Source organism: Leptospira wolbachii serovar Codice str. CDC (genome assembly GCF_000332515.2).
GTDB lineage: Bacteria > Spirochaetota > Leptospiria > Leptospirales > Leptospiraceae > Leptospira_A > Leptospira_A wolbachii.
On record NZ_AOGZ02000014.1, the window covers coordinates 2,128,541 to 2,154,294 of the forward strand.

Annotated in this window: 29 protein-coding genes and 1 pseudogene; 15 read left to right on the plus strand and 15 right to left on the minus strand. The window is 39.4% G+C overall.

The genetic code is table 11. The features are described from left to right. Positions 1-33 precede the first annotated feature (33 nt). From LEP1GSC195_RS15500 to LEP1GSC195_RS15530, 7 genes are all read right to left on the minus strand, one after another. On the minus strand, positions 34-1,398 hold the full coding sequence (locus tag LEP1GSC195_RS15500; protein ID WP_015682289.1) for a HAMP domain-containing sensor histidine kinase: 1,365 nt from the start codon (positions 1,396-1,398) through the stop codon (positions 34-36). Beyond that, positions 1,391-2,065 (minus strand): response regulator, encoded by a 675-nt coding sequence (locus LEP1GSC195_RS15505; protein ID WP_015681117.1) that lies wholly within the window; start codon positions 2,063-2,065, stop codon positions 1,391-1,393. Before LEP1GSC195_RS15505 ends, LEP1GSC195_RS15500 begins: the two co-directional genes overlap by 8 nt. Positions 2,066-2,136: 71 nt before the next feature. Then, positions 2,137-2,430 carry a hypothetical protein gene (locus LEP1GSC195_RS15510; protein ID WP_232227812.1) on the minus strand — a complete coding sequence of 98 codons (294 nt, stop codon included), beginning with the start codon at positions 2,428-2,430 and terminating at the stop codon, positions 2,137-2,139. A 94-nt stretch (positions 2,431-2,524) separates the two neighbouring features. After that, entirely contained in the window at positions 2,525-2,875 is a 351-nt protein-coding gene (locus LEP1GSC195_RS15515) for a hypothetical protein (RefSeq protein WP_015682723.1), read from the minus strand. Further along, positions 2,859-3,386, minus strand: coding sequence for an RNA polymerase sigma factor (locus LEP1GSC195_RS15520; RefSeq protein WP_269571373.1), 528 nt, complete (start codon positions 3,384-3,386; stop codon positions 2,859-2,861). Before LEP1GSC195_RS15520 ends, LEP1GSC195_RS15515 begins: the two co-directional genes overlap by 17 nt. Positions 3,387-3,427: 41 nt before the next feature. Further along, positions 3,428-3,802, minus strand: a complete 375-nt coding sequence (locus tag LEP1GSC195_RS15525) for a hypothetical protein (protein WP_015682578.1) — start codon at positions 3,800-3,802, stop codon at positions 3,428-3,430. After that, positions 3,799-4,971 carry a hypothetical protein gene (locus LEP1GSC195_RS15530; protein ID WP_015680672.1) on the minus strand — a complete coding sequence of 391 codons (1,173 nt, stop codon included), beginning with the start codon at positions 4,969-4,971 and terminating at the stop codon, positions 3,799-3,801. Before LEP1GSC195_RS15530 ends, LEP1GSC195_RS15525 begins: the two co-directional genes overlap by 4 nt. Positions 4,972-4,983: 12 nt before the next feature. On the opposite strand from LEP1GSC195_RS15530, the gene LEP1GSC195_RS15535 reads away from it, so the two are divergent. Together LEP1GSC195_RS15535 and aat are read left to right on the plus strand one after the other, a co-directional pair. Then, the gene (locus LEP1GSC195_RS15535) at positions 4,984-5,715 is read left to right on the plus strand and encodes a hypothetical protein (RefSeq protein ID WP_015680821.1); all 732 of its coding nucleotides are present in this window, start codon (positions 4,984-4,986) and stop codon (positions 5,713-5,715) included. Next, positions 5,712-6,377, plus strand: coding sequence for a leucyl/phenylalanyl-tRNA--protein transferase (gene aat / locus LEP1GSC195_RS15540; protein WP_015682158.1), 666 nt, complete (start codon positions 5,712-5,714; stop codon positions 6,375-6,377). The genes LEP1GSC195_RS15535 and aat overlap by 4 nt, the downstream gene beginning before the upstream one ends. On the opposite strand, the gene LEP1GSC195_RS15545 is transcribed toward aat, so the two are convergent. Next, positions 6,355-6,945 carry a hypothetical protein gene (locus LEP1GSC195_RS15545; protein ID WP_015681478.1) on the minus strand — a complete coding sequence of 197 codons (591 nt, stop codon included), beginning with the start codon at positions 6,943-6,945 and terminating at the stop codon, positions 6,355-6,357. The genes aat and LEP1GSC195_RS15545 overlap by 23 nt on opposite strands. 1 nt (position 6,946) lies before the next feature. Then, entirely contained in the window at positions 6,947-7,282 is a 336-nt protein-coding gene (locus tag LEP1GSC195_RS15550; RefSeq protein WP_015682754.1) for a DUF962 domain-containing protein, read from the minus strand. 215 nt (positions 7,283-7,497) lie between these two features. On the opposite strand from LEP1GSC195_RS15550, the pseudogene LEP1GSC195_RS15555 reads away from it, so the two are divergent. Then, a pseudogene (locus tag LEP1GSC195_RS15555) lies at positions 7,498-7,784 on the plus strand (LIC10235 family protein). A 5-nt stretch (positions 7,785-7,789) separates the two neighbouring features. On the opposite strand, the gene LEP1GSC195_RS15560 reads toward LEP1GSC195_RS15555, so the two are convergent. Further along, positions 7,790-7,966, minus strand: coding sequence for a DUF1289 domain-containing protein (locus LEP1GSC195_RS15560; RefSeq protein ID WP_040506834.1), 177 nt, complete (start codon positions 7,964-7,966; stop codon positions 7,790-7,792). Positions 7,967-8,052: 86 nt separating this feature from the next. Between LEP1GSC195_RS15560 and flgN the strand changes: the two genes are divergently transcribed. Genes flgN through LEP1GSC195_RS15595 form a run of 7 tightly spaced genes read left to right on the plus strand, consistent with a single transcriptional unit; the run spans position 8,053 to position 13,652 of the window. After that, complete coding sequence (gene flgN / locus LEP1GSC195_RS15565) at positions 8,053-8,565, plus strand: flagellar export chaperone FlgN (protein WP_015682322.1); 513 nt, start codon at positions 8,053-8,055, stop codon at positions 8,563-8,565. Positions 8,566-8,574: 9 nt separating this feature from the next. Beyond that, the gene (gene flgK, locus LEP1GSC195_RS15570; protein ID WP_015680674.1) at positions 8,575-10,488 is read left to right on the plus strand and encodes a flagellar hook-associated protein FlgK; all 1,914 of its coding nucleotides are present in this window, start codon (positions 8,575-8,577) and stop codon (positions 10,486-10,488) included. 5 nt (positions 10,489-10,493) lie between these two features. After that, positions 10,494-11,759, plus strand: a complete 1,266-nt coding sequence (locus LEP1GSC195_RS15575; RefSeq protein ID WP_232227844.1) for a flagellar hook-associated protein 3 — start codon at positions 10,494-10,496, stop codon at positions 11,757-11,759. 52 nt (positions 11,760-11,811) lie between these two features. Next, positions 11,812-12,273 (plus strand): flagellar assembly protein FliW, encoded by a 462-nt coding sequence (fliW, locus tag LEP1GSC195_RS15580; RefSeq protein ID WP_040507191.1) that lies wholly within the window; start codon positions 11,812-11,814, stop codon positions 12,271-12,273. A 3-nt stretch (positions 12,274-12,276) separates the two neighbouring features. After that, the gene (csrA, locus tag LEP1GSC195_RS15585; RefSeq protein WP_083901971.1) at positions 12,277-12,516 is read left to right on the plus strand and encodes a carbon storage regulator CsrA; all 240 of its coding nucleotides are present in this window, start codon (positions 12,277-12,279) and stop codon (positions 12,514-12,516) included. A gap of 60 nt (positions 12,517-12,576) precedes the next feature. Then, complete coding sequence (locus tag LEP1GSC195_RS15590; protein ID WP_015680872.1) at positions 12,577-13,251, plus strand: lysophospholipid acyltransferase family protein; 675 nt, start codon at positions 12,577-12,579, stop codon at positions 13,249-13,251. Next, positions 13,248-13,652, plus strand: coding sequence for an OsmC family protein (locus LEP1GSC195_RS15595; protein WP_015682419.1), 405 nt, complete (start codon positions 13,248-13,250; stop codon positions 13,650-13,652). Before LEP1GSC195_RS15590 ends, LEP1GSC195_RS15595 begins: the two co-directional genes overlap by 4 nt. A gap of 7 nt (positions 13,653-13,659) precedes the next feature. Here the strand turns inward: LEP1GSC195_RS15595 and LEP1GSC195_RS15600 are convergent, their stop codons facing one another. From LEP1GSC195_RS15600 to LEP1GSC195_RS15610, 3 genes are read right to left on the minus strand one after another with little or no spacing between them, the layout of a single operon-like run. After that, complete coding sequence (locus LEP1GSC195_RS15600; protein ID WP_015681883.1) at positions 13,660-14,487, minus strand: metallophosphoesterase; 828 nt, start codon at positions 14,485-14,487, stop codon at positions 13,660-13,662. 13 nt (positions 14,488-14,500) lie between these two features. Continuing rightward, positions 14,501-16,735: an alpha-glucosidase gene (locus LEP1GSC195_RS15605; RefSeq protein ID WP_015681116.1), complete on the minus strand. Its 2,235-nt coding sequence runs from the start codon at positions 16,733-16,735 to the stop codon at positions 14,501-14,503. Positions 16,736-16,794: 59 nt separating this feature from the next. Further along, a complete protein-coding gene (locus LEP1GSC195_RS15610; RefSeq protein WP_015682719.1) occupies positions 16,795-17,646 on the minus strand; it encodes a sulfurtransferase in 852 nt (283 codons plus the stop codon). A gap of 172 nt (positions 17,647-17,818) precedes the next feature. Here LEP1GSC195_RS15610 and LEP1GSC195_RS15615 point away from each other — a divergent pair, with 172 nt between their 5' ends. The 4 genes from LEP1GSC195_RS15615 to LEP1GSC195_RS15630 all read left to right on the plus strand — a co-directional run bounded on the left by LEP1GSC195_RS15615 (position 17,819) and on the right by LEP1GSC195_RS15630 (position 22,446). After that, entirely contained in the window at positions 17,819-18,688 is an 870-nt protein-coding gene (locus LEP1GSC195_RS15615) for an LIC11113 family protein (protein ID WP_051122367.1), read from the plus strand. Next, positions 18,681-20,138 carry a S1C family serine protease gene (locus tag LEP1GSC195_RS15620; protein ID WP_015680886.1) on the plus strand — a complete coding sequence of 486 codons (1,458 nt, stop codon included), beginning with the start codon at positions 18,681-18,683 and terminating at the stop codon, positions 20,136-20,138. The genes LEP1GSC195_RS15615 and LEP1GSC195_RS15620 overlap by 8 nt, the downstream gene beginning before the upstream one ends. Then, complete coding sequence (locus LEP1GSC195_RS15625; RefSeq protein ID WP_015681858.1) at positions 20,125-21,489, plus strand: PDZ domain-containing protein; 1,365 nt, start codon at positions 20,125-20,127, stop codon at positions 21,487-21,489. The genes LEP1GSC195_RS15620 and LEP1GSC195_RS15625 overlap by 14 nt, the downstream gene beginning before the upstream one ends. A 63-nt stretch (positions 21,490-21,552) precedes the next feature. Further along, a complete protein-coding gene (locus LEP1GSC195_RS15630) occupies positions 21,553-22,446 on the plus strand; it encodes an ATP-binding response regulator (protein ID WP_015682590.1) in 894 nt (297 codons plus the stop codon). Here the strand turns inward: LEP1GSC195_RS15630 and LEP1GSC195_RS15635 are convergent. After that, a complete protein-coding gene (locus LEP1GSC195_RS15635) occupies positions 22,443-23,789 on the minus strand; it encodes a hypothetical protein (protein ID WP_015682211.1) in 1,347 nt (448 codons plus the stop codon). The genes LEP1GSC195_RS15630 and LEP1GSC195_RS15635 overlap by 4 nt on opposite strands. Positions 23,790-23,871: 82 nt before the next feature. Here LEP1GSC195_RS15635 and LEP1GSC195_RS15640 point away from each other — a divergent pair, with 82 nt between their 5' ends. Beyond that, positions 23,872-24,498, plus strand: a complete 627-nt coding sequence (locus tag LEP1GSC195_RS15640; RefSeq protein ID WP_015681140.1) for a hypothetical protein — start codon at positions 23,872-23,874, stop codon at positions 24,496-24,498. Here the strand turns inward: LEP1GSC195_RS15640 and LEP1GSC195_RS15645 are convergent. Further along, positions 24,476-25,753: an oligosaccharide flippase family protein gene (locus LEP1GSC195_RS15645; RefSeq protein ID WP_015680498.1), complete on the minus strand. Its 1,278-nt coding sequence runs from the start codon at positions 25,751-25,753 to the stop codon at positions 24,476-24,478. The two genes, LEP1GSC195_RS15640 and LEP1GSC195_RS15645, sit on opposite strands and share 23 nt — an antisense overlap. Between the last annotated feature and the right edge of the window lies 1 nt (position 25,754).

Sequence of the window (25,754 nt, forward strand, 5' to 3'; positions counted from 1 at the left end):
AATATTCTATCCGGCGACTTCTCTTACTAGAATCTATTTTTTAGGAAATTCAAAGGTAAAAATGGAGCCACCTTGGGGGTTGGGAGAGACTGAAACTTCACCAGAATGCAGTCTTGCAATGTGTTTTACGATGGAAAGTCCAAGGCCTGTCCCACCTTCCTTCCTGGAACGGTTGGTATCCACGCGGAAAAAACGTTCAAAGATTCGCTCCGCGTCCTCTGCAGAGATTCCAATTCCATGATCGACCACTTGGATTTGATTTTTGTCCTCTGTAGAAGAAGTCCTTACAATGACGCTGGAACCTTCGGGACTATAGGCAGAAGCATTAGAAATTAGATTCACCAGTAGATCCTCAAGGAGCAAACGATCAGCTTTGACTCGGAAGTCGGAAGGGATATCTAAAACCAAGTTTTGTTTTTTCTGAGAATAGATAACACCCAAGGATTCAGATACATTTTTTACAAGATCCAAAACCGATACATCAGTAAGATTCAAAACAGTTTTGTGATTTTCTAAACGAGATACAGTCAACATATCTTCAACAATTCGAATCAATCGATCTGTATTTCTGAGAATGGCATCTAAAAATTTTCTTTCATTTGAATCTTGTGGAAGTTTTAGTTTGTATTCCAAAGTTTCCGCATAACCTTTAATCGATGTTATGGGAGTTTTTAATTCATGGGAAGCGTTTTGAAAAAACTGTTCTCGGATGAGTTGATTTTGTCTATCTTCTGTGATGTCAGACAAAACTCCTATATAAAGCTGGATCATGGAATCGGATTTAATGGGATAAATACGTGCCGTATAAAAGTGAATGCCATCTTGAAACTCTGTTTTTCCTTCCACTCCATGATGGATTTTATCTTTGATGAAACCAAGGAGTTCTTTGTTTTTGATCGAAGGAATATAATCTTTGTACTGAGAATTTTTTTCAATTAAGGTATCTGAAATATTACGATTCAAAAATAGGAATTTTTCATTCCTATCAATGGCAAACACACCTTCTTTTAGATTTTGTAGTAAGTAATTAAACTTTTCCTTTTCGACAGTAAGATCCAAAAATTGGACTTTGAGTCTTTTTGCCATTTCATTGATGGACAAAGCAAGGGTTGCCAGCTCGCGAATGTCAGGCGAAGAAAGTTCAACACCAAAATCTCCAGCATTGATTTCTTTTGTTTTTTTCTCTACAGTCGCCAGCGGATCTGTGATTCGCATCGCAATGTTTGTGGAAGTATAAAAAGTACCGAAAATAGCAATTAAAACAAATCCGAATAGTATGAGAGGGCGTACGGCAGGTACAACTAGATCGTAAACAAAAAATACTCCCAAGGCAAGGGTCAATAAAACGAGTAAAAGACCCCAGTTGAGTAAAAGTAATGTAGAAAAAAAACTACGCATCTCGGAATCGGTAACCGACCCCGCGTATGGTTTCTAATCTTTCTTTTTCGGAGAGTAATTTGTCACGAAGACGTTTTATGTTTACGTCAACTGTTCGGTCTGTAACAAAAACGTCTTTTCCCCAAATTCGATCGAGTAGTTTGTCCCTAGAAAAAGCCACACCAGGATTTCCAGCAAACAGTTGTAAAAGTTTGAATTCAATAAGAGTCAGATCAATTTCTGTTCCTTCGACAAAAACTTTGTGGGCGGTTGGATTGATTTGGATTTTTCCAGTGGAGATGGTTCCTTGGACTTCCCCAGCAGGATCTGTTGTTCTTCGTGTAACGGTTCTTACGCGAGCCACAAGTTCCCGAATGTTAAATGGTTTGCGAATGTAATCATCGGCACCTAACTCAAGACCAAGGACAACGTCTGTTTCCCCGGTTTTTGCAGTTACCATTAAAATAGGAATATGAGGGTATTTTTCTTTAATCCGTCTGCAAAGGTCCATCCCACCAATTCCCGGTAACATCAAATCCAAAATGATTCCGTCCGGGAGGTGTTTTTCTAAACGGGGGAGGACTTCCATCCCATTGTGACATACTTCGGTCTGAAATCCTTCTTCCTCTAAATGGAACTGGATGAGTCCTGCAATGTCTTCTTCGTCATCTACAATTAGTATTTTCATGAATTATTCCAAAAGTAACAGGGATTCATTACAAAGAGAATACAAAATGATGACAATGAAACGATATCTATCTATTTGCCGAGCATTTGGTTGATGTCTCGGATGGCTTGTCTTTGGCGGAGTAACAAAAAGCCAAGAAATCCGAAAAACAAAAAGAAGGCCAGGCCATAAACCCAAAGTAGGGAACGTAGGCGTGCCTGCTCTTTTTCGATGGCTTGGATTTCTTCCAAGTGGGAAATGAGGAAATAAAAATTATCTGCTTTCGCGTAGGATTTTTTAACTTCTGTTCGGAGTTCCGAAACGAGGACCTTCGAATCTTCTTTGGACAGAGATTCAACTAAAGGCAGAGCACGATCCAAATCCATTTTCAGAAATTCTTCAGCGGAGGGCAGAACCTCGGCAGAGAGGGAAACGGCAAAACAAAAAAACGGGAGAACCAATAGACCTTTCACGAATATTCTAGACCTCTTCAAATCCAAGTTTCTCCTTCCATTCATTCAGAAAAGGAATTCTTGTGTTGAGGAGCAAAAAGCCAAGGACAAGAGAGTAGAAACAGAAAAATAAACTAGAACTAATTAATAGGGGCAAAAGTAAACCCGTGTTCTCGTGGTGAAATACAGAGAGGAACATGGTACCGAGTGGGATCATAAATAGCAAAATAGAAAGGCCAACCGAGGAGAATAAAAATTTTAAAGGCAAAATTTGTCCTAACACTCGCAAACGAATTATGGTAGGCGCTTCCGAATGTTTTAAAAACGGATCAGGATTTACGAATGGTCGATTGGTATTAAAATCAGCTTTCGATTTCATGTGACCACCACTTTCTTAGAAGATCCTTCCCTCGGGAAATATGGCTTTTGATCGTATTGAGTTTTATATTTAGATCCAAAGCAATTTCTTTGAGAGGTTTGTTTTCAAAGTAATGTAATAGAATCGGCATTTGGTATGATTTTGGTAATTTTGAAATGAGGGATCGCAAAGTATGACTTGTTTCTTCTTTATCTAAAATTTCGGCAACAGAAGGACCTGATTTATCTGCTACGAAAGAAATGTCTTCTTGCCAATCCGCAATCGGCAGTTTTTTCTTTTTAAAAACTTTTGTTAGGCGAAATCTCGCAATTTGAAATAACCAAGTGGAAAATTGTGATTCCCCGCGAAACTTACTCAGTGATTCGTAAGTTTGAATGAATACTTCTTGGGTAAAATCCTCTGCTTCTTCTTCCGTAAGAAAAGCTTTCCTGGCTTGGGAAAAAACCATTCCTTGGTAACGTTTCATAAGCACTTCAAATTGGGACACGTCGCCTCTTAAGACTGACTGCACGGAGTTCCAATCTTCCTCGTTACAGATACGTTGTACCGGCTCTATCGATACATTTTGTAGAAGGTCAAAAGACCGAGTCCAATTGCGAATGGGATTAACCCTCCTAACATCGCCATAGAATTTCCTAAGACGAGTATAAATACAAACGATAAGGCAAATCCAGTGAATGTCAACAAAAGACCTAGGAAAAAGGAATACAATCTGATGTCAAAACTCCAAGGTTTGTATTGGCCCGATTGGATGAGTGCCATCTTTTGTTTATGCCACCACTGAAACAAAAAAAACAAAAGTGTGGTGCCAAAAATGATCCCTATATTGGGGACTAAATAAAGAACCAAACGATAAGGGTCGGATCCACCGCTTTCCTGAATTTTTGTTAATAGTGTTACGATTGTTTCATATTGTTCTTCCGTCATGAAACAGCTTCTCCAATTAAATTTGATGCATAAGAACTAAGATAAGACATTCCTTCTGGTTTGTCACATTGGAAAATTTGGCATCCTATATTTATAGAATCGTTTTCTCCTTTTTTTATACTTCTCAGACTTCCGTAAAAGGTATAAGGGGAAGAGTTAATTACCATTTGAAAAGATACAGGAGATCCTAGTGTTTTGTTTTCCATGATAGTTCCTGCGGGGAAGGTCATACCAATTCCACGTCCATCTTGACTTATATCTCTAACGGGTGTTGTGCGAATTAGAGTTTCCCAATCTTTTGCATAAGCAAATTCCAGTTGGAATACAAATTCTTCCGCTTTTTGATCTAAAAAAGCAAGTAATGGTCCAATCCCTTCCGGCCCTTCGATATTTGATTGTAAAATGGGATTTCCCAGATCCGGTAAATTGCTGATGATTTCAAAGTAACCGAGTAAAACTTTTCCATTTGAGAAAAATGGAAAAATCAAAGTGGATTTTGCATTGTTTAAAAGAAGTGAGTCCAAGTAAGAACGAATGTATATTTCGCTCAGTTTTTTGGGGGTAAAGAAACCTCTTTCTGTATAAAAAACTCTGCGATTCGCATCACGCACATAATACGGTGCTCTGGAAGTAGCAAGTGCTTCCATTAATTGTGTGTCTATGGCATAATAAAATCCAATTTGAATTTTTTTGATAAAATAACCGTAATTCGTTAACACTTGTTCCAGGTGGACTTGCCACTCGTTCAAAATTTGGTTGATAATAGAAGTTTTTCCATAAATAGAGATGACAGTTCCCAAATCTGCAGTCTGAGCCATTTTAAATTCGTAAGCAGAAATATCTTCAATGTTTGCTCGTTTTGCGGAACGTTCCAAGGGCTCTATGAGGATTTCATAAACTTGTTGTAAATCATCTTGGTAGGGGTTGACTGGTTTGACCCGAAGTTCGACTCTGTTTTCTTTTAAAACGCAAACGAGAGATTTTGGTTTTGAGACAATTGGTTCTGTGGTAACAATTGTGATATGAACTGATTTTAGGATGTCGTTTACTGCTACTGGATTTTGAAGTGTAAACTTTTGTTTGGTATCCTTGTCTTGGAGAACCGTCGTAGTCAGTTTGGAAACGATTCCCAAAACCGTCCTTTGGTCAGTCAGTCTATATTTTTTCATGGTCTAAGCAGTATGATACGTAAAATCCTAATTTTTGCCATAGTTTTTCCATCTTTTTTGCCTCTATGGGCAGAAAAACCAAAGTACCAGTACTTCGGAAAAGCATACGATCTGAGCACTGGAAAGTATATATACTCAGACAATCATAAAGAATATTATAATAATGGAAAGCATACCCATTCGGATATCGTTTATAAAGATGCTGAGGGAAAGGTATTCGGCACCAAACACATTGAATTCGATAAAAACTCAGAAGTGCCCACTTTCAAAACCGAAGACTTTAGAGATGGTTATACGGAAGGTGCAGATGTAAGGGGGAAATCCGTTCGTCTATTTTCGAAACGAAAAAAAGAAGATCCTCTTGCCGAACGAACCTATACTCCCAAAGGACCAGCAGTGATGGATGGGGGATTTGATTATTTTGTAAGAAACAATTGGGAGACTTTAGCAAAAGGAGAAAGGATGTCCTTTCATTTCCTCGCACCCATCCAGTTAGATGATTATAAATTTGCTGCGGAAAAAATTCGAGATGGAGAATGGAAGGGAAGGCCTGCTTTATATTTACGATTGGAAGTGGATAATTTTATTTTGAAACAGGTTGTGAAACCCTTTCTTTTGGTTTATGATGTTCAAACCAGGAGAATTTTACAATTCGATGGGCTTTCAAATATCAATGATGAAAATGGGAAAAGTTTGAAAGTAAAAATTGTATATGATTATCCAAAGGAAGTATTGGAACCTTGACACAAAGAAGTTTAGACCAATTTTTTAAAAATCCACGGACTTGGAAGGAAGACCTTGTCGCCGTGGGTGGAGATTTTTCCGTAGAGCGTTTGTTATATGCTTACAAACGTGGAATTTTTCCTTGGTCAGAAGATCCTATCCGTTGGTATTGTTTGGATCCCCGCGCTATCTTTGATTTACAACGAGTTCACTTTTCAAAAACAGTACTGCGTAAAGTCAGACAAGGTAAGTTTCGTATCACTTTCAATGAAGCTTTTCCGATTGTGATGCAAGCTTGTTCCTACAGAGAAAAAGATAATACTTGGATCACTCCAGGTTTTATTGAAGGATATTTAGAATTACACCGAATGGGTTGGGCTCATTCGGTAGAAGTGTGGAATGCAGAAAATATTTTGGTGGGCGGGGTATATGGAGTGGCTATTGGTAAATTCTTTGCCGGGGAAAGTATGTTTTCTTTTGAATCGGATGCGGGAAAGGTTGGGTTATACCATTTGTTCGAAAAATTAAGACAGTCGGGATTTGCACTTTTTGACACCCAACAACTCAATCATGTGACCTGGCAATTGGGTGCTTACGAAATTCCCAAACATTCCTATTTGGATCGCTTGGAACGTGCATTAGGTGATTCGAACCCTTGGATCATTCCACCTTCACTCGACTGAATTCATCCAATTCCACTTTCCACAATTTCTGAATTTCACCTGTAATGCTGTCCCATTCTTTATCACCTAACTTTGGTGCCTTAAAAGGATCAAAATTTGGATGGTTTTCCCAAAAAATATCCAATTCTGGTTTGGAAATGGTCGTTCTAAAAATTTCTGCTTCTTGGATTTCCGCATCAGGATTGTTTTCTCCCTGAATGAAAAAAGGTTTGGAAAAACTTAGGGAAAGCCTATGAAACTGGTGCAGGGCTAATGCATAACCAACTCGCAGAAGCACCAAACTATGGTATTCTGTATTGGTTTTCCGGTAGTCTGATGCATCATTGAAGGTGAGTGCTGAGTTACTACCATAAGTGATATGAACTTCGTTTTTTTTGTCCACATCCACACCGGATTCAAATCGTTTAAATTCTTTTCCTAAGATTTTTGGCAAAACTAAATTCGAAAAACTGATCAGGTTTTCTTGGTTTCCATCACGAAGAGAAGTGATTTCCTGAATGGTAACTTCTTTCGGCTGGCAACCAATGAGTAGAACAGCAGTTACAAGCAAATTGAGAACAAGTTTCATCTTAACCTTTATTTGACTTAATTTTGGCAAATTCTACATCAATACGACCAGTTAACATTTTGAAATACATGATCCAATCCGACACAAAAGAATAAAATGGATAGATAAAGGTTGCTGGTCGGTTCCCTTCGACGAAAAAATGTCCGATCCATGCAAAGAAATACCCACTAACAAGGGCGCAGGCTAAGATATAGAATTTACCAGTGGATACAAATCCAAGGATACATCCTAATGCTAGGCTTGATCCAACAAAGTGAAGAGCTCGGTTGAACGGATGACTATGTTCTTCCAGATAAAACGGGAAAAAATCTTTCAATGTTTTGTATTTCTTTTCCATATAGGGTTCCTCGCATTTGATCTTAGTAGATATTTTAACTTTGCCAAGACAAAAATGATTCTAAATATTAGAGTTTATCCCTAGTTTTTTCGGCTATATTCGATAAATCTGATATGATTTTAAAATTGTGTTGCGCGTTAGTGGGTACTGCCTAATTTGCATTAACATTTAGAATCTAACAGAGAGTTAAATTTAGCAAGAAAGCAGGAGAATGTATGAAACCTAAATCGATTAAACCGGATGAGCTGAGTAAGATTTTTGCCGAACTAAAAAAAGGTGAAGAGTCTGCAATTGGTAGCTATTTGGTAAAAGGGGTTCGCCTTCAAATCAGTAAGTACAATCTTTCCGGTGCAGAACGAGTTCAATTGTTATATAAACGAAGAAGAACCCAAGGGATGTGTATTGTATGCGGAAAAAAGTTACAAAGAAAAATCCATCTACAGACCAACTCTATAGATTATGCGAAGAACACCGCAATAAGATTGATAAAGGTTCTAAATAACCATTTCACTTGAGAGAGTTTCCCGCTTTTCTTTGCGGGAGCTCACTCCAAATTCTTTCCCTTTCTTCCTCGCTCATCGCAGACCAATTTCCAATTTCTTCAATAGTGCGAAAACAACCAGCACAGAGCCCTGAATCTGGGTCCATCATACAGACTTTGGTACAAGGCGATTTTAGTGACATAGGCCTTAAAATAGTAAATTTTTATAAATTTTCCTAAGCTAGTTTCGGAATCCGTCGATCCTTCCCATAAGGGAAAAGGAATTCGCATGTTGGATTGGGTAGAATCACTTAGAAGTTTATTTACTAATGAAATAGACTGTTACAAGCGCCTTCTGGAATTGGAAGGCAAAAAAAGAGCTGCGATCCATTCTGCGGACGGAAAATCCCTAGAGTCTTTCGTTAAAGAAAGTTATCATATTATGGTGGAAGCCTCCGAATTGGAACGAATTCGAATGAAGGCCATCGAAGATGTCTATGAAAAGGAAAAATTCACGAAAGACGAATCTTCCATCACACTTACAAATTTTTTAAACCAATTGGATCGTGAGTCCAATTTTAAACTAAAAACCTTTGCTTTAGAATTAAAGAAAGTAGTGGCCGATCTGAAAGACGCCATCATCACCAATGACAAACTCTTAAAAACAAGAAAAGAGTTTTTGCAAACAACTGTTGACTCTTTGCAAGAGTTATCGAAAGAAAAAGTTTATACCTCACACAAACAACCGACAAGGCGTGGGCAGGGCCAAAAAGGCGCGATCATTTTGAACGCGACTGCCTAGGAGAATCGTATGGGATCAACATTCCAAGGAATTGAAATAGGGAAACGAGGACTTTCGGTCCACCAACAAGCGATCCAAACCACAGGTCATAACATATCCAATGCGGATAACAAACATTATGCTCGCCAACGAGTGGTAATGAACAGTATGGATCCAATTTATGATCCAGCTTTCAACCGCGCCGAAGTTCCCGGTCAAATTGGCCAAGGGGTAAAAATTTCTGAAATTGAAAGGGTTCGTGATAATTTCATCGATGACCGTATCATTGACTCTTCTTCTCTCAAAGAATATTGGGGCAAAAAAAACGACTACCTATACCAAGTAGAAACAGTATTTAATGAACCAACAGGGACTACACTTCGTTCCATGATGGATCAGTTCTGGTCTTCTTGGGAAGATCTTTCAAATTATCCAGAAGAAACCGCACATAGAGCTGTGGTTCAAGAGAAAGCAGAAGCGCTTGGTTCTCGAATGGAAGATGTGTATCGCAAACTGTCTCTTCTCCGAGATCAGTCCAATCGTGAAATTGAATCGAAGGTAAACCATTTAAATACGGTTGCTGAAAATATCAAATCTCTGAACGAAAAAATCACAAAATCACAAGCATTAGGTGACAACCCGAATGACCTTCTCGACAGAAGGGACGAACTTTTACAAGAACTTGCGGGAATGGCGGACATTACCATTGGCCGCAGTGACGAAGATGAACTCATGGTTTTTATTGGCCAACAGATCCTTGTTCAAGGACAAAAAGTCCATAAAATCGATCTCGTTGGAAACCCGAATAACGATGGGCTTCTTGACTTGAAATGGTCCCAGACAGGGGACACTGTTTTACTTCGTCAGGGAAGTATCCAAGCTCTATACGAAATCCGTGATAAGATCTTGGTTGAGAAAATCAATGCCGTAGATGCCCTTGCCATCAATGCCATGGATGTCATCAACGAAATCCACAAAGATGGATTTGGGCTAAATGGAAAAACCAATTTAAACTTTTTTGAAAGCCGCGCCCTTGCCACCAATACCTTCGGGGAAATCGATACAGACGGCGATGGATTAAACGATAAAACCGCTGTGTTTCGTGTGACAGGTCGCACATCCATTGATGCGGATCGTCCCATTGGAATTTCCGGAACCATGCGTTTTTTAAAAGCAAGTCCTGGTGGGGAAACAGAGGTTCTTGTTCCTTATTCCAAAGATGACACTTTGAATGCAGTGATCAAACGAATCAATCGTTCGGAAACGGGTGTAGTTGCTTACATGTCGCATGACAACCAGTTGGCGCTAAAAGCAACGACAAACTCGCTGGATAAAAAAGAAAACTTTATGATTCGTCACTTAGAAGATTCCGGCGAACTCTTAGTTGGTCTTACCGGAATTCTAACGGCAACAGGAGTGGCAGGATCTTTTGATTATCGAAAAATTGGTGAGATCAACAAGTTCCAAGCCAATGCACAAGACATCACTCTCACACCGATGTATCATCCCTCTTCTTTCTTTAAAATGTCTGAAGATGTAAGAAACAATCCGGCAAACATTGCGGCGGCCCGTGGAAAGGATGTGAATGGATCGGGTGACTACAACTCACCTAACGGCCAAAAGGACGGATCCAATGCTCTTCTCATTGCTGCAGCGCTCCGAGAAAAACCGGTGATGTTTGATTATTCCAAAACAACGGATGATTTTTACAACTCCCTGATTTCTAGACTCGGAACAGAAGCTCGCGAAGCAAAACAAGAGTATACAACACAAAATGAACTGATGGTGGAACTTGAAAACATGCGTCAGTCTGTGATGGGTGTGAACTTGGATGAAGAGATGGCCAATATGGTTCAGTTCCAACAGTCCTATAACGCATCCGCAAGAATGATCTCCACACTCAATGAAATGTTGGATACCATCATCAATAGGTTAGGTGTATAAAAATGATTCGAATCACTAACATGATGCAGAACAATTCCTTGGTGCGGAACTTAAACCGCCACCAAGTGGCTATGGACGAAACCCAAACCCAACTGGGGACGGGATTAAAAATCCGCAAACCTTCGGACGATCCAGGGGCTGCCACAAACCAAATGTACTTTCGTTCCCGATTGAACGAACTTTCTCAGTATGAGGAAAACATTGGGGATGGATACCAAAGGTTACAACAAATCGATGGTGTTCTCGACAAAATGGGAGAAATTTTCCAAAGAGCTCGGGTTCTTACGGTGCAAGCCGGAAACGGAATTTACCAAGGGGACAAGGGTTTTGAATTGGAAGTGGCTATCGGTAAAGAGATAGACCAACATTTACGTGCGATTGTAGATCTTGCGAACGCTCGGGATGCTACCGGACAACCTTTGTTTGGTGGTCATGTGATTGAACGTCCTCCTTTTGAACCAATTGAATCTAAAATCAAAGGTTTACAAGGCCTTGAACTCAAAAACCAATACGTGGGAGTTGAGTATCGTGGTGATATCGGCGAACAACTCCGCGAAATTGAAAAGGGCGAATACATCCCGATCACCATTCCTGGTAACAAAGTGTTTTGGGGAACGAACGTAAGCGTCACTTCCAAGGTGGACAACTCTGCTTACCAAGCCACTTCCGACCAAAAGTTCAAAATTGATGGAGTAGAGATCCATGTCTCCGTGGGTGATACCATTGATGATGTGATTGATAAAATTAACAATGCTCCATTGGAAGTGAAAGCAAGTAAACTTGCCCAAGATAACGTTTCTATTTCCTCTACAGCGCCTCACCAAATATGGTTGGAAGATGTGGATGGAGGGACAGTTCTTCGTGACATTGGGCTTGTGGAACCAAGTGCGAGTGAACCACCGAATAACTTCTCTAAGTCGGCGACAGTAACTGGACTTTCAGTCTTTGATGTTCTCATCCAACTCAGAAATGACCTCATCCAAAAAGACCAAGAACGAATTGGTGGAAGGGATTTGGGTGATTTGGACTTAGCGTTGGAAAATATCCTTCGTCATCGGGCAACGATTGGGGCTCGTATGAATCGTTTGGAACAACATGAAGATCGAGTCTCTTACGACAAAATGTATATGACAGAGCTTCTGGCTAAAAATGAAGGGATTGATTTTCCAGAAACGATAATGAATATGAAGTGGTTAGAAACAATTCATAGTTATGCGCTCAATGTCGGTTCTAAAATTATCAAACCAACTTTGATGGATTTCCTTCGGTAAAAGAAACTAAATGACGGAAATATTAGAAAGAATAGAAACTACAGGAACTAGAATGTCGGTAACGATTCACACAAAACCTTTCGGAACCATCCAAGTGGACTCCAAACAAATCTTAAAATTCCCTCAAGGATTGTTAGGGTTTGATGAATTTGATGAATACGCACTCATCGAAGAGAGTGCCGAAAGTCCTTTCAAATGGTTACAATCCACAAAAGAATCGGGACTGGCATTTATTGTCATCCAACCTGAACTATTTATGAACGACTATAAACCGGCAATTTCTGATGAGGAACTCCATGACATTGGACTTGGTTCTTGGAAAGAAGGACTTATTTTCCTCATAGTCACTATTCCTCATGACAATCCTAAAGGAATGACTGCGAACTTACAAGGGCCTATCATTCTCAATGGAAAAGAGGGAAAGGGAAAACAATGTATTTCTCGAGATGAAAATCATCCAATACGAAAAAACATCATTGAGTCTATGGAAGAGATGTCTTCCGAAAAGGTATAATCCGTGTTAGTTCTTGCAAGGAGGAGCAACCAATCCATTATGATCGGTGACGATATCGAAATTGTCATTGTAGATATTAAGGGTGACCAAGTAAAGATTGGTGTAAAGGCTCCAAAAAATGTTTCCGTTCATCGTGCGGAAGTGTATAAAGAAATCCAGGAAGAAAATAAAAAAGCTGCCGGCGCTAACATCAAACCTGAAGATTTGGGCAAACTTGGCGATTTGTTCAAAAAGAAAACTTAACTTGATCTTTCGCTAGATTAGAGTTTCCCTGGAATTTAACTCTGGGGAGTATCTTTAACTTTGAAACGTAAAATTTTAGTTTGGCTGTTACCTTTAATCGTCGTTTGGTTCCAACGTTTGATTGGGCTCACTTCTAGATTTCGTTTTCTCACAAACGAAGCATACGAAGAATTATTTAAAAACAAAAAACCATTTATCTATTCCATCTGGCATACGAACGTTCTGTACTCTCCTTATTTGCATCGAGGAAAAAACGTAGCCGTTTTAATTTCCGAATCCAAAGACGGGGACTACATCAACCAAGTGGTGCACCGGTTTGGAAACACAAGCATTCGTGGCAGTAGTTCCAAAGGTGGATCTAAGGCTTTAAAGGCTGTGATCCAACATTTAAAAAAAGGTCTGCCTGCCGCATTTACACCTGATGGCCCAAGGGGCCCTGCATTCATTGTCCAACCAGGACTGATTGCCGCCGCCCAAGTCACTCAAGTTCCCATCATTCCTTTCCATTATGAATGCAGCAGACAATGGATTTTAGAAAGAGCCTGGGACAAACACAGAGTTCCGAAACCATTCACAACTTTTGTTGTCTCTTATGGAGATCCCATTTTGGTCCCTCGAAACTTAAATGAAGAGGAATTTGAAGCCATGCGTCTAAAAGTAGAAGAGGCTATGTTAAACAACCGCAACCGTGCGATGGCAGAAGCAGAACGAATTTACAAAGGAGATTCCAGATGACAGCAGTATTCGAAGACAAGGTGGTGGTCTCTACAGCCAAAACCAAATACGAAACAAAAATTAGAGCTGGGAAACATAGTTGGGTGGCTGATGAGCCGGCCGATAAAGAAGGAACTGATCTAGGGCCTATGCCCACCGAGTTATTGGCTTCGTCTTTGGGTGCTTGTACGTCCATTACCGTGAGAATGTATGCCGATAAAAAAGGATATCCTTTGGATTCTGTAGAGATTCATGTAACGCTTGATAAACGAGCTGCGGATGATCATAAATTTGTGCGGGACGTAATACTTTCTGGAAATTTAACTCCCGAACAACGAGAAAGATTGCTTTCTGTCGCTAATGCTTGCCCTGTGCATAAAATTCTTTCTGGAAAAATTGAAATCGAAACCAAACTAGGATAGATTCTGGTTACACCCACAAAGGAATTACAGTAGCAGAACCTCCATCCCATTCGATCTTTGTATGGAAGTGTTTTCCCTCACTGATCCTTGGGACTTTGGCACCGTTCACATAGAAAGTTCCACCCTTGTATTCATGGGTTTCACGTTCCCTTTTTTTACTAATAGAATGATGCATATGGCCTGAGAGAACTAAGGGAACTTTTTTCCCAATGGATTTGGCGTAATTAATGGCTTCTGTCAGGTCTATATCTCCCCAATCCCCACCTTCTTTTTTAAATTCCGCCCCATACATAGAGCTTTTGGCTGCACCCAAACCAAAAGGCCCGTTATGCGAAAGAAAGAATAAGTTTTTTTCCTTAGTTCCATCGATCAGACGTTTGTATTTTTCGATCGATGTTTCCATGTTGGATACCATATAGGTTTTTTTCATGTTGGGTGCAAAACTAAGTCCTCCACCTATGGCATGAGGGCGGCCTACGATAAGGCTTAAGTCTAATTCTTGCGATAAAACTAAAGAACTGTAACCTAAAAGGCTGATTGGTTTTACAAGTTGTGAAAGTTTGCGCATCCTTCTGTTTTGCCCAATTTGTCCTGATTGGATGAGAATTTTGGATTGGATCACTTCCCCAATGATGGATGTGAGACTTGTACCATCCCAATTCCCTGGAATCATATATGCTCGTTTGGTGAGGCCTTGGAAGGAAAGTTTGCCGAGTTTTGGGTTACCACGAAGGTCTCCCGTAAAAAACAAACAGTCGTAATCCGATGCATTGAAATACTCGATATCAAGATGGTTCCAATACCCGTGGATGTCTCCAATCAGTGCAAATTTCATAAGAGTTTTGTCCTTAGTCTTTATTTCGAATGTTACTGATAGAAGAACGAATGAGAGCTTCCGATTTTCCACCAATCCGAAGGAAGGCAGGTGGTTTTCCTATGGGTGCTGGAACTTGTATCTTTCTATAACCATCGTAAGTGGTTCCCGTCCAAAGGTGTTGCCATTTCCCGCGAGGGAGATAAACATCCTGAACAATTTCTCCACTTTCTACAACAGGAGCTACAAGAAGGTCGTCCCCTAAAAAAAACTGGTATTTGTATTTTAGTAAATTTAAATCTTCCGGTTCTACGATCGCATTGTGTCGAACGACTGGAATTCCTGTTTGGGATGCTTCTTCCACCAAACTTTGGATATATGGCTTTAGGGCGAAATGAATCCTTGCGATTTTAGCAAAAAGAGTCACTGTATCTTCATCTCCGAGAGATTTAGTTCCATCGGGTTTGGTATAGGTATAAACTTGCCAATTTTTAAGTGGTCTATTCCCTTCGTGAGTACGAAAGACCGGTGTAAAGGCAGAAGCTTCTGCCCAACGTAAGATGAGTTCTTTGGATCTGTGGTAGTTTTTTAGTGGATTGGAAATGGTAGTGTAACCACCAATGTCACTATGATTTAGCGCATAACCACTGATACCCGAAGTAGTTAGGCCAATGATGGAAGAAGGAAGGCCATCATTGGTTCCAAAACTCACCATTTGATCACCTTCCCAAAAGAGTGTGGAGTGGGCATTGGAATAACTATATCCCGCACGAGTAAAGAATACGATTTTTCCTTCCATACCCGCTTCTTTGATGGCCTCTCTATTGATCCTTGCCCAATCGACAGGATAACGATTGTGATAGATCTTCGCATCAACACCTGACGCAAGTTTTGCGTCATAAGGAAGCCATTCTCCAAAATCGGCCATCCAACCAGAAAGACCTGTTCCGATTAAGTTCTTTTTGATTAAGTCCTTGGTCCAACGCACTGCCAAAGGATTGGTAAGGTCAATGAGGTAGGCCGGAAAACCAACGGTTTGGATGAGGTAATCTTCTCCTTTTTGATTTTTCACAAGATACCCTTTTGATTTTGCTTCTGCTAACAGAGGGTTTGTAAAATCATCCCCTTGTTTTTTGGGATCTGTGTCGGCAAGGAAGGAATTGATATAACCTAATACTTGTACATTTTGATCATTCATCGATTTTACAAATTTTTTAAAATCGGGATAAAGAGTTTCATCGGCATACCAGCGCCATTTGAGTTGGTCTCCAAAATTAGTCACACGGCGGCCACACCAGTCTTGGATCCATAGAGCCGTCACTGGGTTTCCCGCATCTTTTGCTTGTTTGACGATAGCCGAAACTTTCTCCGTTCCGCCTTGAACACCAAGCCAAGTTCCATAAGCCCAATCGGGGAGTTTCGGAAACCTGCCAGTTTTTTTGGTATAAGCTTCGATAAGACCTTTGGAAGTAGTTCCGATCCAAATAGTTCCTGTAAGAGATTTTTCCGATTGGAAATCCCAAAATTCTACTCTTGTATTTCTAGAATCACTGAAATCAAAGTTCGCATAACCGCTGTTCTCAAAAAAGACAGAACGATTCTCCGATGTGATGTAGTGGGGGATGGGTGCATAAGTTGTGTATACATTCCCACCAGCACCAGCGAGTAAGTTTGCTCCTGTTGTAATGGGTTGGTCTCCTCGTCCTATTCCTTGTTCTTCGGTGAAGAGGAAGGGTGTTTTTCCTTTGAGTTCATCATGGGTGAACTGTTCTCCGAGTCCATAGATTCGTTCTTCGGGATGGGAACCATATTGGAATTGGATTCTGTTGAGAGTGGGATCTGATAAAGTGATTTTGAATTCGATTTCAGTTTCTGATTTTGCTACAAATATGATTTGGTAGTCACTGGAACAATCACTACCAGATAACTTTCCTTTGATGGTGATTTTGCCTGTCTCTTTTTTGATCTCGTCTATGGACTGTGTTGTGCAAGATTTTTGTAAACTTTCTTTGAATTGAAAGGAAGCCATCCGGTATTTAGCTGTGGTCTCTTTGGTAAAGGATTTGAGAAAGGGTTCCGCAAGAGAAAGTTTGATAAAGTCCTTGCCGAGAGGCTGGTTTCTTAAGGTGAATTCATTTGCCGATTGAATCCATTGAATTTGTTTGCTAACAGGAAATGATTCTTCTGTTGGGGGAAGGTGAGATAGGATGCGCGAAGCACATTCCAAAAAGAAAATGGAGAATGATAAGAGAAATAAACGAGATGCCATCGACCCCTCCAGGAGCAGGAGTAAGTGGATCGATGGTTTAGGGTTTCGTAAATCCTTTTTTAAACTTTCTTGCGATCGACTCCGCCAACTCGAGGAGGAGCTGCTGCTGCCCCTTGTTTGGCACCAAAAACCGCAACGGCTTGTTTCGGTAGGCTCGACTTTCTCCATTCAAACCAAGAACCTTGGTAGGTAGTTACATCAATGTACCCTGCTTCCCTAAGCATAAGCGCTAATAAACAAGACCGAGCACCATTGTAATCATAGATGACAGTGGGTCTTTCCGGCATAAAAGGAAAACCATTGAGACGTTTTTTGAAAATAGAACGTTCGATGAGGTTTGCTTCCCCATCATACAAGTTTCTCCAATCCCAAAGGAAGGCCCCAGGCAAACGTCCACAGAGAGTTCCCTCTTCTGGGGCAGTGAGCCTTGGCAATCGGCCTTCGTATTCGTCCATGGTTCTGGCATCGAAGATCTGGAGTTTGGTAAGATTTCGTTCCATAAAGGCTTTGTCTACGACACCTTCAATGGGTTTTACTTTGTCAGCGATCGGTGGCTCTACTTTTAGCTCACCTTTGGATTTGTTTCCAGTGGCAGGCCATTTTTGACCAAGAACATAGGCATCTTTGATTCCCATACCTCGGAGTAAATACACCATACGAGTGGAAAACATTCCCATTCCTTCGTCGAAAACGATGATCCGAGTTTTTTTTGATTTTTGAAATTCTTGTACGACTGCCAACATAGGTCCGTACAATTTCTTTTGGGATTCTGGATCAGATCCGAATGCTTTTTTGATAAATGGATAGTAGTAAGCACCTTCTAACGTTTCTTCTTCATATGCTGATTGGGAACGACAATCGATGAGGAAGTCACCAGGTTCTATTTCGGTTTTAAGAAAGCTCCAGTTCAAAAAAGTATTCTCCTATTTCTTACATTACTTTTCCCCCCCATGAATTTTTGAAAGTCTGAAAACCAAAAAAAAAGTTCATCCTCGGTTTGAGACATAATGAGAAAAGAAATCAATTGGATGCCAGTTGATTCTTCGGGGTAGATAAGCCGATAATCACCATAATCGGTAATCCATGATTAGGCAGTTATACATATACTTCGCATTGATTTTGTTACTTTTTGTGTCTGGGGTTGCTTTTGCGGACCGCACAAAGGCAAACCTAACGCTACAATCGCTTGCGGATGAAGTGAATATTTGGAAAGAGAGAAATCCGTCGAAAGTGATTCGAAAACAGATCCAATCAAAACAAAGTTTTCCAATGGATGATGGAAATTGCCATTTAGAACCTGCTTCTCGTATATCCTCTGTCACATACTTTCGATTCAGCTGCCAGAAAGACCCAGAGCCGATGTTGATTCAATTCCAATCTCATCAAAAAAGGAAGTTGGATTCGGGAAAGTTTCGATTAAGGGCTGTTCATCGAATTGGAAAAAAACAATACTTAGAAATTGAAACAGGCCTTGTTATGAACGAATCAAAAGTGGTTTCAAAAACGAATACAGATGATACGGATTTAGACTATCCTTCGAAAAAACAAGTCCCAGTGGTTATCGAAGGAAAACAACCATTCAGTTCCTACAAACCTATCCAAAATCCGAACCTATTCTATTTTAAATCCGTTACTGAAAATCCACGTCGAAGAAAAGAAGTCCCAAGTAGCATCGAGGTGTTTTTTGATTCTTCTTGTCCCTTAGAATATATAGAAAAAGATGAAAGTTTTTATTGGGATCAAACAGTATCTTACGTTTTTCGCATAACATGTATTCGTGATTCGGCCTACAGTTTGATTCGAGTACCATCTAATTCTTCGGGTGATTTGGTATCATCAAATACGATATGGAAAGATCCAAAACCTGGGGATCGAGTTTTAGGAAATGCAATCCTAAAAAAAATCACAGAAACTCAAACCTTTTGGGAGAAAATCGTTTTGTATTATGAATAAATTATTTAAAATATGCATTTTATTTTTTGTATTGAGTTGGTCACTCCTCGCTCAAGAAGATTCCGCACCTGTTGTGGATTCAATTTTTCGTTCTGTGGTTCTTATTCGGAACGAAGGTTTTAACACCGAAAATAAAACACAACCATGGATGAAAAAGAATCTATACACTGGATTTGGATCGGGCCTTGTTTTACCCAACCAAACCATTTTAACGAATGCCCATGTGGTGCGTGATGCCAAAAGAATTCTTGTCAAAAGTAGTTTTACAAAAAAGGAATATTTAGCAGATGTTAAGTTTATCGGTTATGACTGTGATTTGGCTTTATTACAAGTTGCGGATCCCGATTTTTCAGAACAAACTACCACTCTTTCCTTTTTGGAAGGAATTCCCAATTTAGGTTCCGATGTATTACTTCTCGGTTTTCCCAATGGAAACGATAGTTTATCCATTGAAAAAGGATCAGTTCTTCGGTTTGAAAAAAATCGATACACCTATTCTGGGTTAGATTATCGGAATGTATTGAAAATTACAGCGAACATCCAACCTGGAAATTCTGGCGGACCCGCTGTACAAAACGGCAAAGTAGTTGGTCTTGTTTTTCAGATTAGTACTTTGGAACAAGGGATTGCCTACTTGATATCGAATGATATTATCCGTCATTTTTTAGAAGATATCGCAGACGGAAAGTATGATGGGTTTCCTAACATCGGATTTACCTTTCAAAATGGTAATCCCAAAAGTTTGAAACAAGCCATGAAGGTTCCATCCGACCAAACAGGGATTTTTGTGAATCGCATTTATCCTTCTTCAACGTTTTCAAAAGTTTTAAAAGAAAAAGATTTTGTAACAGCAGTGGATAGTTTGCCGCTTTCCAATGATGGCGAAATTTCAGAGTCCAACAAAAAGGAATTCATCATCGATTGGATCGAAAACAAACAACTCAATTCCAAAGTAACTGTAAGTTATTACCGAGCCGGGAGAAAATATGATGCAGAAGTAAATTTACAAAAAAATTATGCTTTGGATTTGTATCGAGATTCTACAGAAGATTATTTTTTGCAGGCTGGATTTGTTTTCCAACCCATCACTCGATCTTTTTTTCATTCAGAAGATGGAGATTTGGATAGTTCCTTAAAATACCATTATAGTTATTTTATTCAGGATTTGTTGTACAGGTATACCACTCGCGACATTGTTCTCAGTTATACATTTAACGATCCCGAAACTTCAAAATATAAAAAATATAAATACAAAGTAGTTGAATCGATTAACGGACGAGTGCCAAAAGATCTAAATGAATTTAAAACCATTTGGAAAGATGGAAAAAAAAGTTTTATTGTCCTTAGGTTCCGGGGAATGGATCTACCGATTGTGTTAAGACCTGAGTCAGTATATCAGATGAACCAACGTGTGAAAAAAAGATATGGTGCGAATTATGAAGAATTTTAAATCTATTTTTGTAATTTTTTCGATTTTTGCCACCTTACTTCCCCTTGGTGCAGAAGACTTCGAAGACAAACGTGTGATCGAATCTAGGATTACATTTCAAAAAACAAGCCACCAAAATCCATGGCTTGTAGGGGAACCATTTTCTCGAAAGTTAAATTTGATTTATATAGGGAAGGGTCTTTTTTTTGGAGTCACCCTTCCCAAACAAAATCCAGTGTTTGCTGAATTCGAATCTTTTGATTATTCCGTACCCAAACTAGGAATTAAATCTTATGATGAAGAGACGGGTTTTCTCCTTTTAGAAACAAAAGAAATGCCAAAACTTCCGAAACCAGTGGTTTTGGATTCCAAATCTTCGAACAAACATTGCCCAAGTGGGAAATCACGTTACGTATTCCTTCCGTTTTCTAAAACGCCAATCAAAGTATTGTTACTCGAGAAAAAGGCATCGGAAGAATCGGATTTTTTCTTCAAAAATCAATTGTTATGTGGAGTGACGGTCTCTGATTATTTGATTCCTACCGAATATGTGGAAACCTTCTACAAAACAGGTGGAAAATCCTTTCCCCATCCAGGTTTAGTTTTTGATATCAACCTAACTCCCTCAGAACGCGAGTATTACTCCAAAAGTATATCCAATCCGCTTTTAGTCACAGAAGTGATCCCTGGTGTTGGACCGGCATATAATTTGTTTCCGGGAGACTTGATTACAGAGGTTAATACAATCCCTCTTTCCAAAATTGATGATTGGGATCGTACTGATAAAGTTTATGATTTGATTTTACGGAAACCAAATGGAACTTTACGCGAATTAGGTGAGACCGTGCAATTAAAACTCCACCGTAACTTTCAAAATCAATCGGTGAGTTATGATTTGAGAGCTTATGATTCCAATGATTTTCTAATTCCCGAAGAAGCCAAAAAAAGAAAACCCTTGTATTTGATTGTAGGTGGATTTTTCTTCACGGAACTTACCAATGCGTATTTAAAAGAATTTGGTTCGGAATACCGAGTCAAATCAGAGAAAAAGCTGGTTTATCTTTCTGACTACTATCAGAAGAAAGTGCACCCTGTTCGAGAAAAAATAGTAATTCTTTCGCGTGTTTTTCCCCTAGAAGGGAACCTAGGGTATCAGGATTTCCAGGATTTAGTATTAGAGAAGGTAAACGGAACACGAATCACCTCACTCAGCCAATTGAAAACCCTACTCCAGTCGGAGGACACCACCTACTATGCGTTTGAGCTATCGGGCGGAAAGATTGCATTTTTTACGCGACGGGAGATTTTGGACCTCCAACAAGAGTTACAATTAACTTATAAATTGGGCCGATCCTACAACTTAGAAGACTAAATTCTAAAAATAGATTTACAATTGTTATAGATTGGAGTTCCCTTTACTCTAAGACTCCACTCTATGAAAATCCTTTTTGTTGATGACGAAGATACAATCCGTGAATTGTTCTGGGAATACTTCAAAGATGAATTTAATGTCACTCTAGCTTCTGATGGACTAGAAGCTCTCACGATCTCCAACCAAAAAACATTTGATCTTATTATTTCTGATATTAGCTTACCAAAATTAAATGGAATTCAATTCATACAAAAACTAAGAGCCGATGGAAACCAAACTCCGTTTTTGGTAATTACCGGTGATAGCGACATTCAAATTGCCATCGATGTTTTTCGAATGGGTGCCGTTGATTTTTTTCTGAAGCCATTCCGAATGGAGGCCCTTCGTTCTCGGATCAAAAAATTTGAAAATGCTGATGTTGATTTAACTCTCCTTTTTAATAGCGGGGAGATCATCCAGTTTAGCGCTGATTGCAGAATGAAACTTCGGCCACAAATTAAAAAATTAAATTCATATATTGCTTTTATCGTGAAACAAATTTTGAACTCTCCTTTGGCAACTCAAGAAGATTTAATTTCAATTAAGATTGTGTTGTATGAACTATTGGCGAATGCAATTGAACATGGTGTTGCCGGTGTGAGTTATGAAGAAAAACAAGATTGTTTGGAATCAAATGAAGACTATTTTAAGTTAGTAGATTCGCGTTGTGCTGAAAATAATACATCCGTATTTGTAGAAATTTCCATGGATGATGTAGGGATTACCATTGTGATTCGAGACGAAGGAAACGGATTCGCTGTCAGTCAAATTCCAAACCCAGTGATCAACCCTGCTGCCAACTTAGTAAGTGGACGGGGCATCTTTCTTGCTAAGATGAATATTGATTCCATAGTTTATAACGAAAAAGGCAACGAAGTTCGATTTTTCAAAACTTGGTATAAACTAATGCAATCTTAAAACTGGGTTCCTAAAGAAACATAAAATCGAATGTATTCTTTTTTTGGTTCCTCTTCTGTAAATGGTTCTGTAATCCAAACTCGTGTTCTACGAGGATCCATTACCGTATAGGAAACACTCATTTGTGCAAATAACTTACCGTAATCATTAGATAAAAAACTTAGTTTCCCTATGACTTCCGATCCTTTACCCATAACAGAATCCGAACGATTGAAAAAGAGATCAGTGCGAAAAAAGGAATACCAATCCAGGCCCATTTGGACTCCATAAATACGGTTCCCCTTGTTTTCAAAATTGGGATTCTCTTTTGTGGGAACATCACGGAATTGAGGTGGATGGATCAAATCTAAAGATTGGTATAAAAGAAAAGAAGAATATCCGCCTAAAACTCTTGGCTCGGCAAAATTAGACGCATAACCGTTGCTATTTGAATCTAGTCGATCCTTTGAATCTTTTTTAGTGACAAGTCCTGCTAAGGCAAAACTAAATTTTTCACCTTGAGAATGTAGGGATATATAACCCAAATAGGAATTGGTAGCCGTTTGGGATTCGGACCATGGATTGGAAGAGGATTTCGATTCTCCTAAAAGTCGAATACCGACTAGATCGATTGCCCAAGTGTCCCAAAATTTCCTTGATTGGAATTCCATTCCGCTATAGGAATAACGCCCAGAAACCCGTTGGCCCGATAGGATTTGTCCATTCGTATTGTGATTGGGATCAGAATATACATAATGGAAAAGACGAAACTCTTCCCAAAATAAAGTTTTTTCGGAACTGATGAGGCCTCCGTAAATTTCTCTGCGGTATCCCGCCCAAGGAGGTCCAAACCAGTTTTCTAATTCTGGTTTCGCATTTAAGTGAATCCCTGTTATGCGAAAACCAGAAGAATGGGAAATGGATACAGATCCATAATTGGCCATTCCGACAAAGAAAAACCCATACCGATCCAACCGATTGAATCCTCTGCCGGCTTCGAATGCCACTTGGATTCCAGAAATTTCTTTGGAAAGGAGGGCTGTGGCTTCGGAATCGTAAATGGTACGGACTTCCTTTTCTACCACCCTTCCTTCAGAGAGGGCGACTCGCGGTGCGAGAAGAATTCCTAAATTCCAACCTTGGCCCGCATAGTAAAACAAACTAGGCGTTGTAAAACTTCCTTGTGTGTAGTAACGATTGGCCTTTTCGGAATCAACGCCACCTTTTTGGGACTGGAACCTACCTCCGGTGATAAGCTCTGTTTGGAAACCAAAACCTGCTTTTTCAGAAGCAGTCGGTATCTTCTGATACCGTTCTCTCACGACCACTCGACCAAAATTTCGATTCGCGCGGTCGTCATCCATCACAGAGTCGGAATAAGACTCAGCAGAAAGTCTGGAAAAAAAAGAAAGAAAGAGTAGGGAAACTATCCCGATACTTGTAGGGATGAAGAAAATACTTTTGAAATACAGACATGGATTTCTTCTCATTTTCCCTCTTCTGTTGGTTATTTTTTCTTATAGGGAAGCTGACACTCGTTTTTCTCAAGATTTGAGTCGGTTTTTTGAAAAGGCTGACCATAGTAAAGAGGAAGCAGTGTTATTTGCCTATCTCACGGAAGCAGAAAAAACTAATTTTTCTGTTCGTCGAAGGAAAGAACTTTCGAGAGCAATTGTAAGATTTTCGCAAAAATTACAATTCCCCGATGGAACTTTGTTAGGCGGATATCCACCAAATCCTTCTTTATTTTTACTCGCTTGGGCAAAAACTAGATCGGAGTTTAGAACGAATCAGACAGAGGGTTATGGAATTTTAAGATTGCCGGAAATCTTTGTTCGGGAATTTGAAATGTCTTCTGGAACCAAAATCAATCGTGACTACGATATCCAGAACGATTCCATCCAATTGAAAATGGTAATTCTGAAATTAAAGGAATTCCTTGCCGAAGGAAAATCGGTTAAAGACGCCTATCTGAAGTTATATGGAACAAATGTTTCTCCCAAAGAATGGGAAACCTTAGAAACAAATTATAAAAAAGTATATGAGTTTGTTACTTCCGAAAGTAAGCCATAAAGTATCCAGTTAATAACAACCAAGAAACAATCTGACCGAGAAACAAAGATATGGCGGCTCCATTGGCGCCCCAATCGGGAATGATCCAATAGTCGAAAATAGCCCCAAACAATAATCGGAGAAGTGCAAGTCCTGCCAGAAGTCTTGGCAATCCCAAAGCAAACAGGGCTGTTCCCAAGGGAGCAAATACCAATTGTAATAGAAAGTTTGGGTATAAGATTTTGAAAACAGAAATGGAATTGGTGTACTTGGTTCCGAATAACAATGTTAAGATGGGTTCGGCGAGTAAAATTCCAGGAGATAAGGCAATAGCAATTATCCCCCCTAAAAAAACAGATTTTTTGAGGACATTCGGAAATTCTTCTGTTTCCGCAAGTCGTGCTAATTTTGGATAAATAATTGAATTAAAAGTAGCAAGGATGATGACAAAGCCACTAAACAACTGCAAGGCGGTACCGTAATCGGCAACAATTTCTGGTGGATGGAATTGATTTAAAAAGAAAATTTCCAATCGATCGGAAAGAATGGCACAAATAGAAGCGGCAAAGGCCCAAAGATTAAAGAGTAAAAGTTTTTTTTCATTTGTTCGAACATCCGAAGCCTCGGCGGTAAAAGAAATTTCTTCTTTTCCGAAAAAGAAAAAGAACAAAAACAAAACAAAAATTGGGGCAATACAAAAAATAGCAAGTATGTCCATGTAAGTCAATGGATGAACACTAGACTCAGACAAATAAATTAACAACAAAAGTCGAACTATGTTGGGAAGTGGATTCCAAAGAGATAAAGATTTATACTTACGGTAAGAAACAAAAAGACTTTCGAAGTAGGAGATAAACGAAATGATGATCCCACCGAATAACAAGAGTAATAACACAAAATAGTTTTCATCACCTGTAATGTAGGCGACTAAACATACTAGAGACAAAAACAAAAAAGAATAAAACTTAATCCGAAGAGATGCATTTAGAATGGCACCTGGATTTTCTTTTCTATCCGCCATAGGAGAGATATATTTGATAAGGGCGTTGGGAAGCCCAAATTCAGCAACAGCCAAAACTACAGGTAAAAAGCCTAAAAAGTATTGGAGTTTTCCGTTTTCTGCTTTGCTTAGCAAATTCACGGAATAAATCATAAACACCAAATTGGTGATTGCGGATATGGCTTTGGAACTGCTAACGAAGAAAGAGTTTTTGAGGACTCCTTCTTTCATAAGTTCCGTTTTTAAAATCTGAAATATTTTTTTTATTTTTTGCATG

Coding starts and splice junctions, on each gene's coding strand:
- LEP1GSC195_RS15500 (WP_015682289.1), bottom strand. CDS start 1,398: ATGCGTAGTTTTTTTTCTACATTACTTTTACTCAACTGGGGTCTTTTA.
- LEP1GSC195_RS15505 (WP_015681117.1), bottom strand. CDS start 2,065: ATGAAAATACTAATTGTAGATGACGAAGAAGACATTGCAGGACTCATC.
- LEP1GSC195_RS15510 (WP_232227812.1), bottom strand. CDS start 2,430: ATGGATTTGGATCGTGCTCTGCCTTTAGTTGAATCTCTGTCCAAAGAA.
- LEP1GSC195_RS15515 (WP_015682723.1), bottom strand. CDS start 2,875: ATGAAATCGAAAGCTGATTTTAATACCAATCGACCATTCGTAAATCCT.
- LEP1GSC195_RS15525 (WP_015682578.1), bottom strand. CDS start 3,802: ATGACGGAAGAACAATATGAAACAATCGTAACACTATTAACAAAAATT.
- LEP1GSC195_RS15530 (WP_015680672.1), bottom strand. CDS start 4,971: ATGAAAAAATATAGACTGACTGACCAAAGGACGGTTTTGGGAATCGTT.
- LEP1GSC195_RS15535 (WP_015680821.1), top strand. CDS start 4,984: ATGATACGTAAAATCCTAATTTTTGCCATAGTTTTTCCATCTTTTTTG.
- LEP1GSC195_RS15545 (WP_015681478.1), bottom strand. CDS start 6,945: ATGAAACTTGTTCTCAATTTGCTTGTAACTGCTGTTCTACTCATTGGT.
- LEP1GSC195_RS15550 (WP_015682754.1), bottom strand. CDS start 7,282: ATGGAAAAGAAATACAAAACATTGAAAGATTTTTTCCCGTTTTATCTG.
- LEP1GSC195_RS15560 (WP_040506834.1), bottom strand. CDS start 7,966: ATGTCACTAAAATCGCCTTGTACCAAAGTCTGTATGATGGACCCAGAT.
- flgN (WP_015682322.1), top strand. CDS start 8,053: ATGTTGGATTGGGTAGAATCACTTAGAAGTTTATTTACTAATGAAATA.
- flgK (WP_015680674.1), top strand. CDS start 8,575: ATGGGATCAACATTCCAAGGAATTGAAATAGGGAAACGAGGACTTTCG.
- fliW (WP_040507191.1), top strand. CDS start 11,812: ATGTCGGTAACGATTCACACAAAACCTTTCGGAACCATCCAAGTGGAC.
- LEP1GSC195_RS15595 (WP_015682419.1), top strand. CDS start 13,248: ATGACAGCAGTATTCGAAGACAAGGTGGTGGTCTCTACAGCCAAAACC.
- LEP1GSC195_RS15600 (WP_015681883.1), bottom strand. CDS start 14,487: ATGAAATTTGCACTGATTGGAGACATCCACGGGTATTGGAACCATCTT.
- LEP1GSC195_RS15605 (WP_015681116.1), bottom strand. CDS start 16,735: ATGGCATCTCGTTTATTTCTCTTATCATTCTCCATTTTCTTTTTGGAA.
- LEP1GSC195_RS15615 (WP_051122367.1), top strand. CDS start 17,819: ATGATTAGGCAGTTATACATATACTTCGCATTGATTTTGTTACTTTTT.
- LEP1GSC195_RS15620 (WP_015680886.1), top strand. CDS start 18,681: ATGAATAAATTATTTAAAATATGCATTTTATTTTTTGTATTGAGTTGG.
- LEP1GSC195_RS15625 (WP_015681858.1), top strand. CDS start 20,125: ATGAAGAATTTTAAATCTATTTTTGTAATTTTTTCGATTTTTGCCACC.
- LEP1GSC195_RS15630 (WP_015682590.1), top strand. CDS start 21,553: ATGAAAATCCTTTTTGTTGATGACGAAGATACAATCCGTGAATTGTTC.
- LEP1GSC195_RS15635 (WP_015682211.1), bottom strand. CDS start 23,789: ATGGATGACGACCGCGCGAATCGAAATTTTGGTCGAGTGGTCGTGAGA.
- LEP1GSC195_RS15640 (WP_015681140.1), top strand. CDS start 23,872: ATGAAGAAAATACTTTTGAAATACAGACATGGATTTCTTCTCATTTTC.
- LEP1GSC195_RS15645 (WP_015680498.1), bottom strand. CDS start 25,753: ATGCAAAAAATAAAAAAAATATTTCAGATTTTAAAAACGGAACTTATG.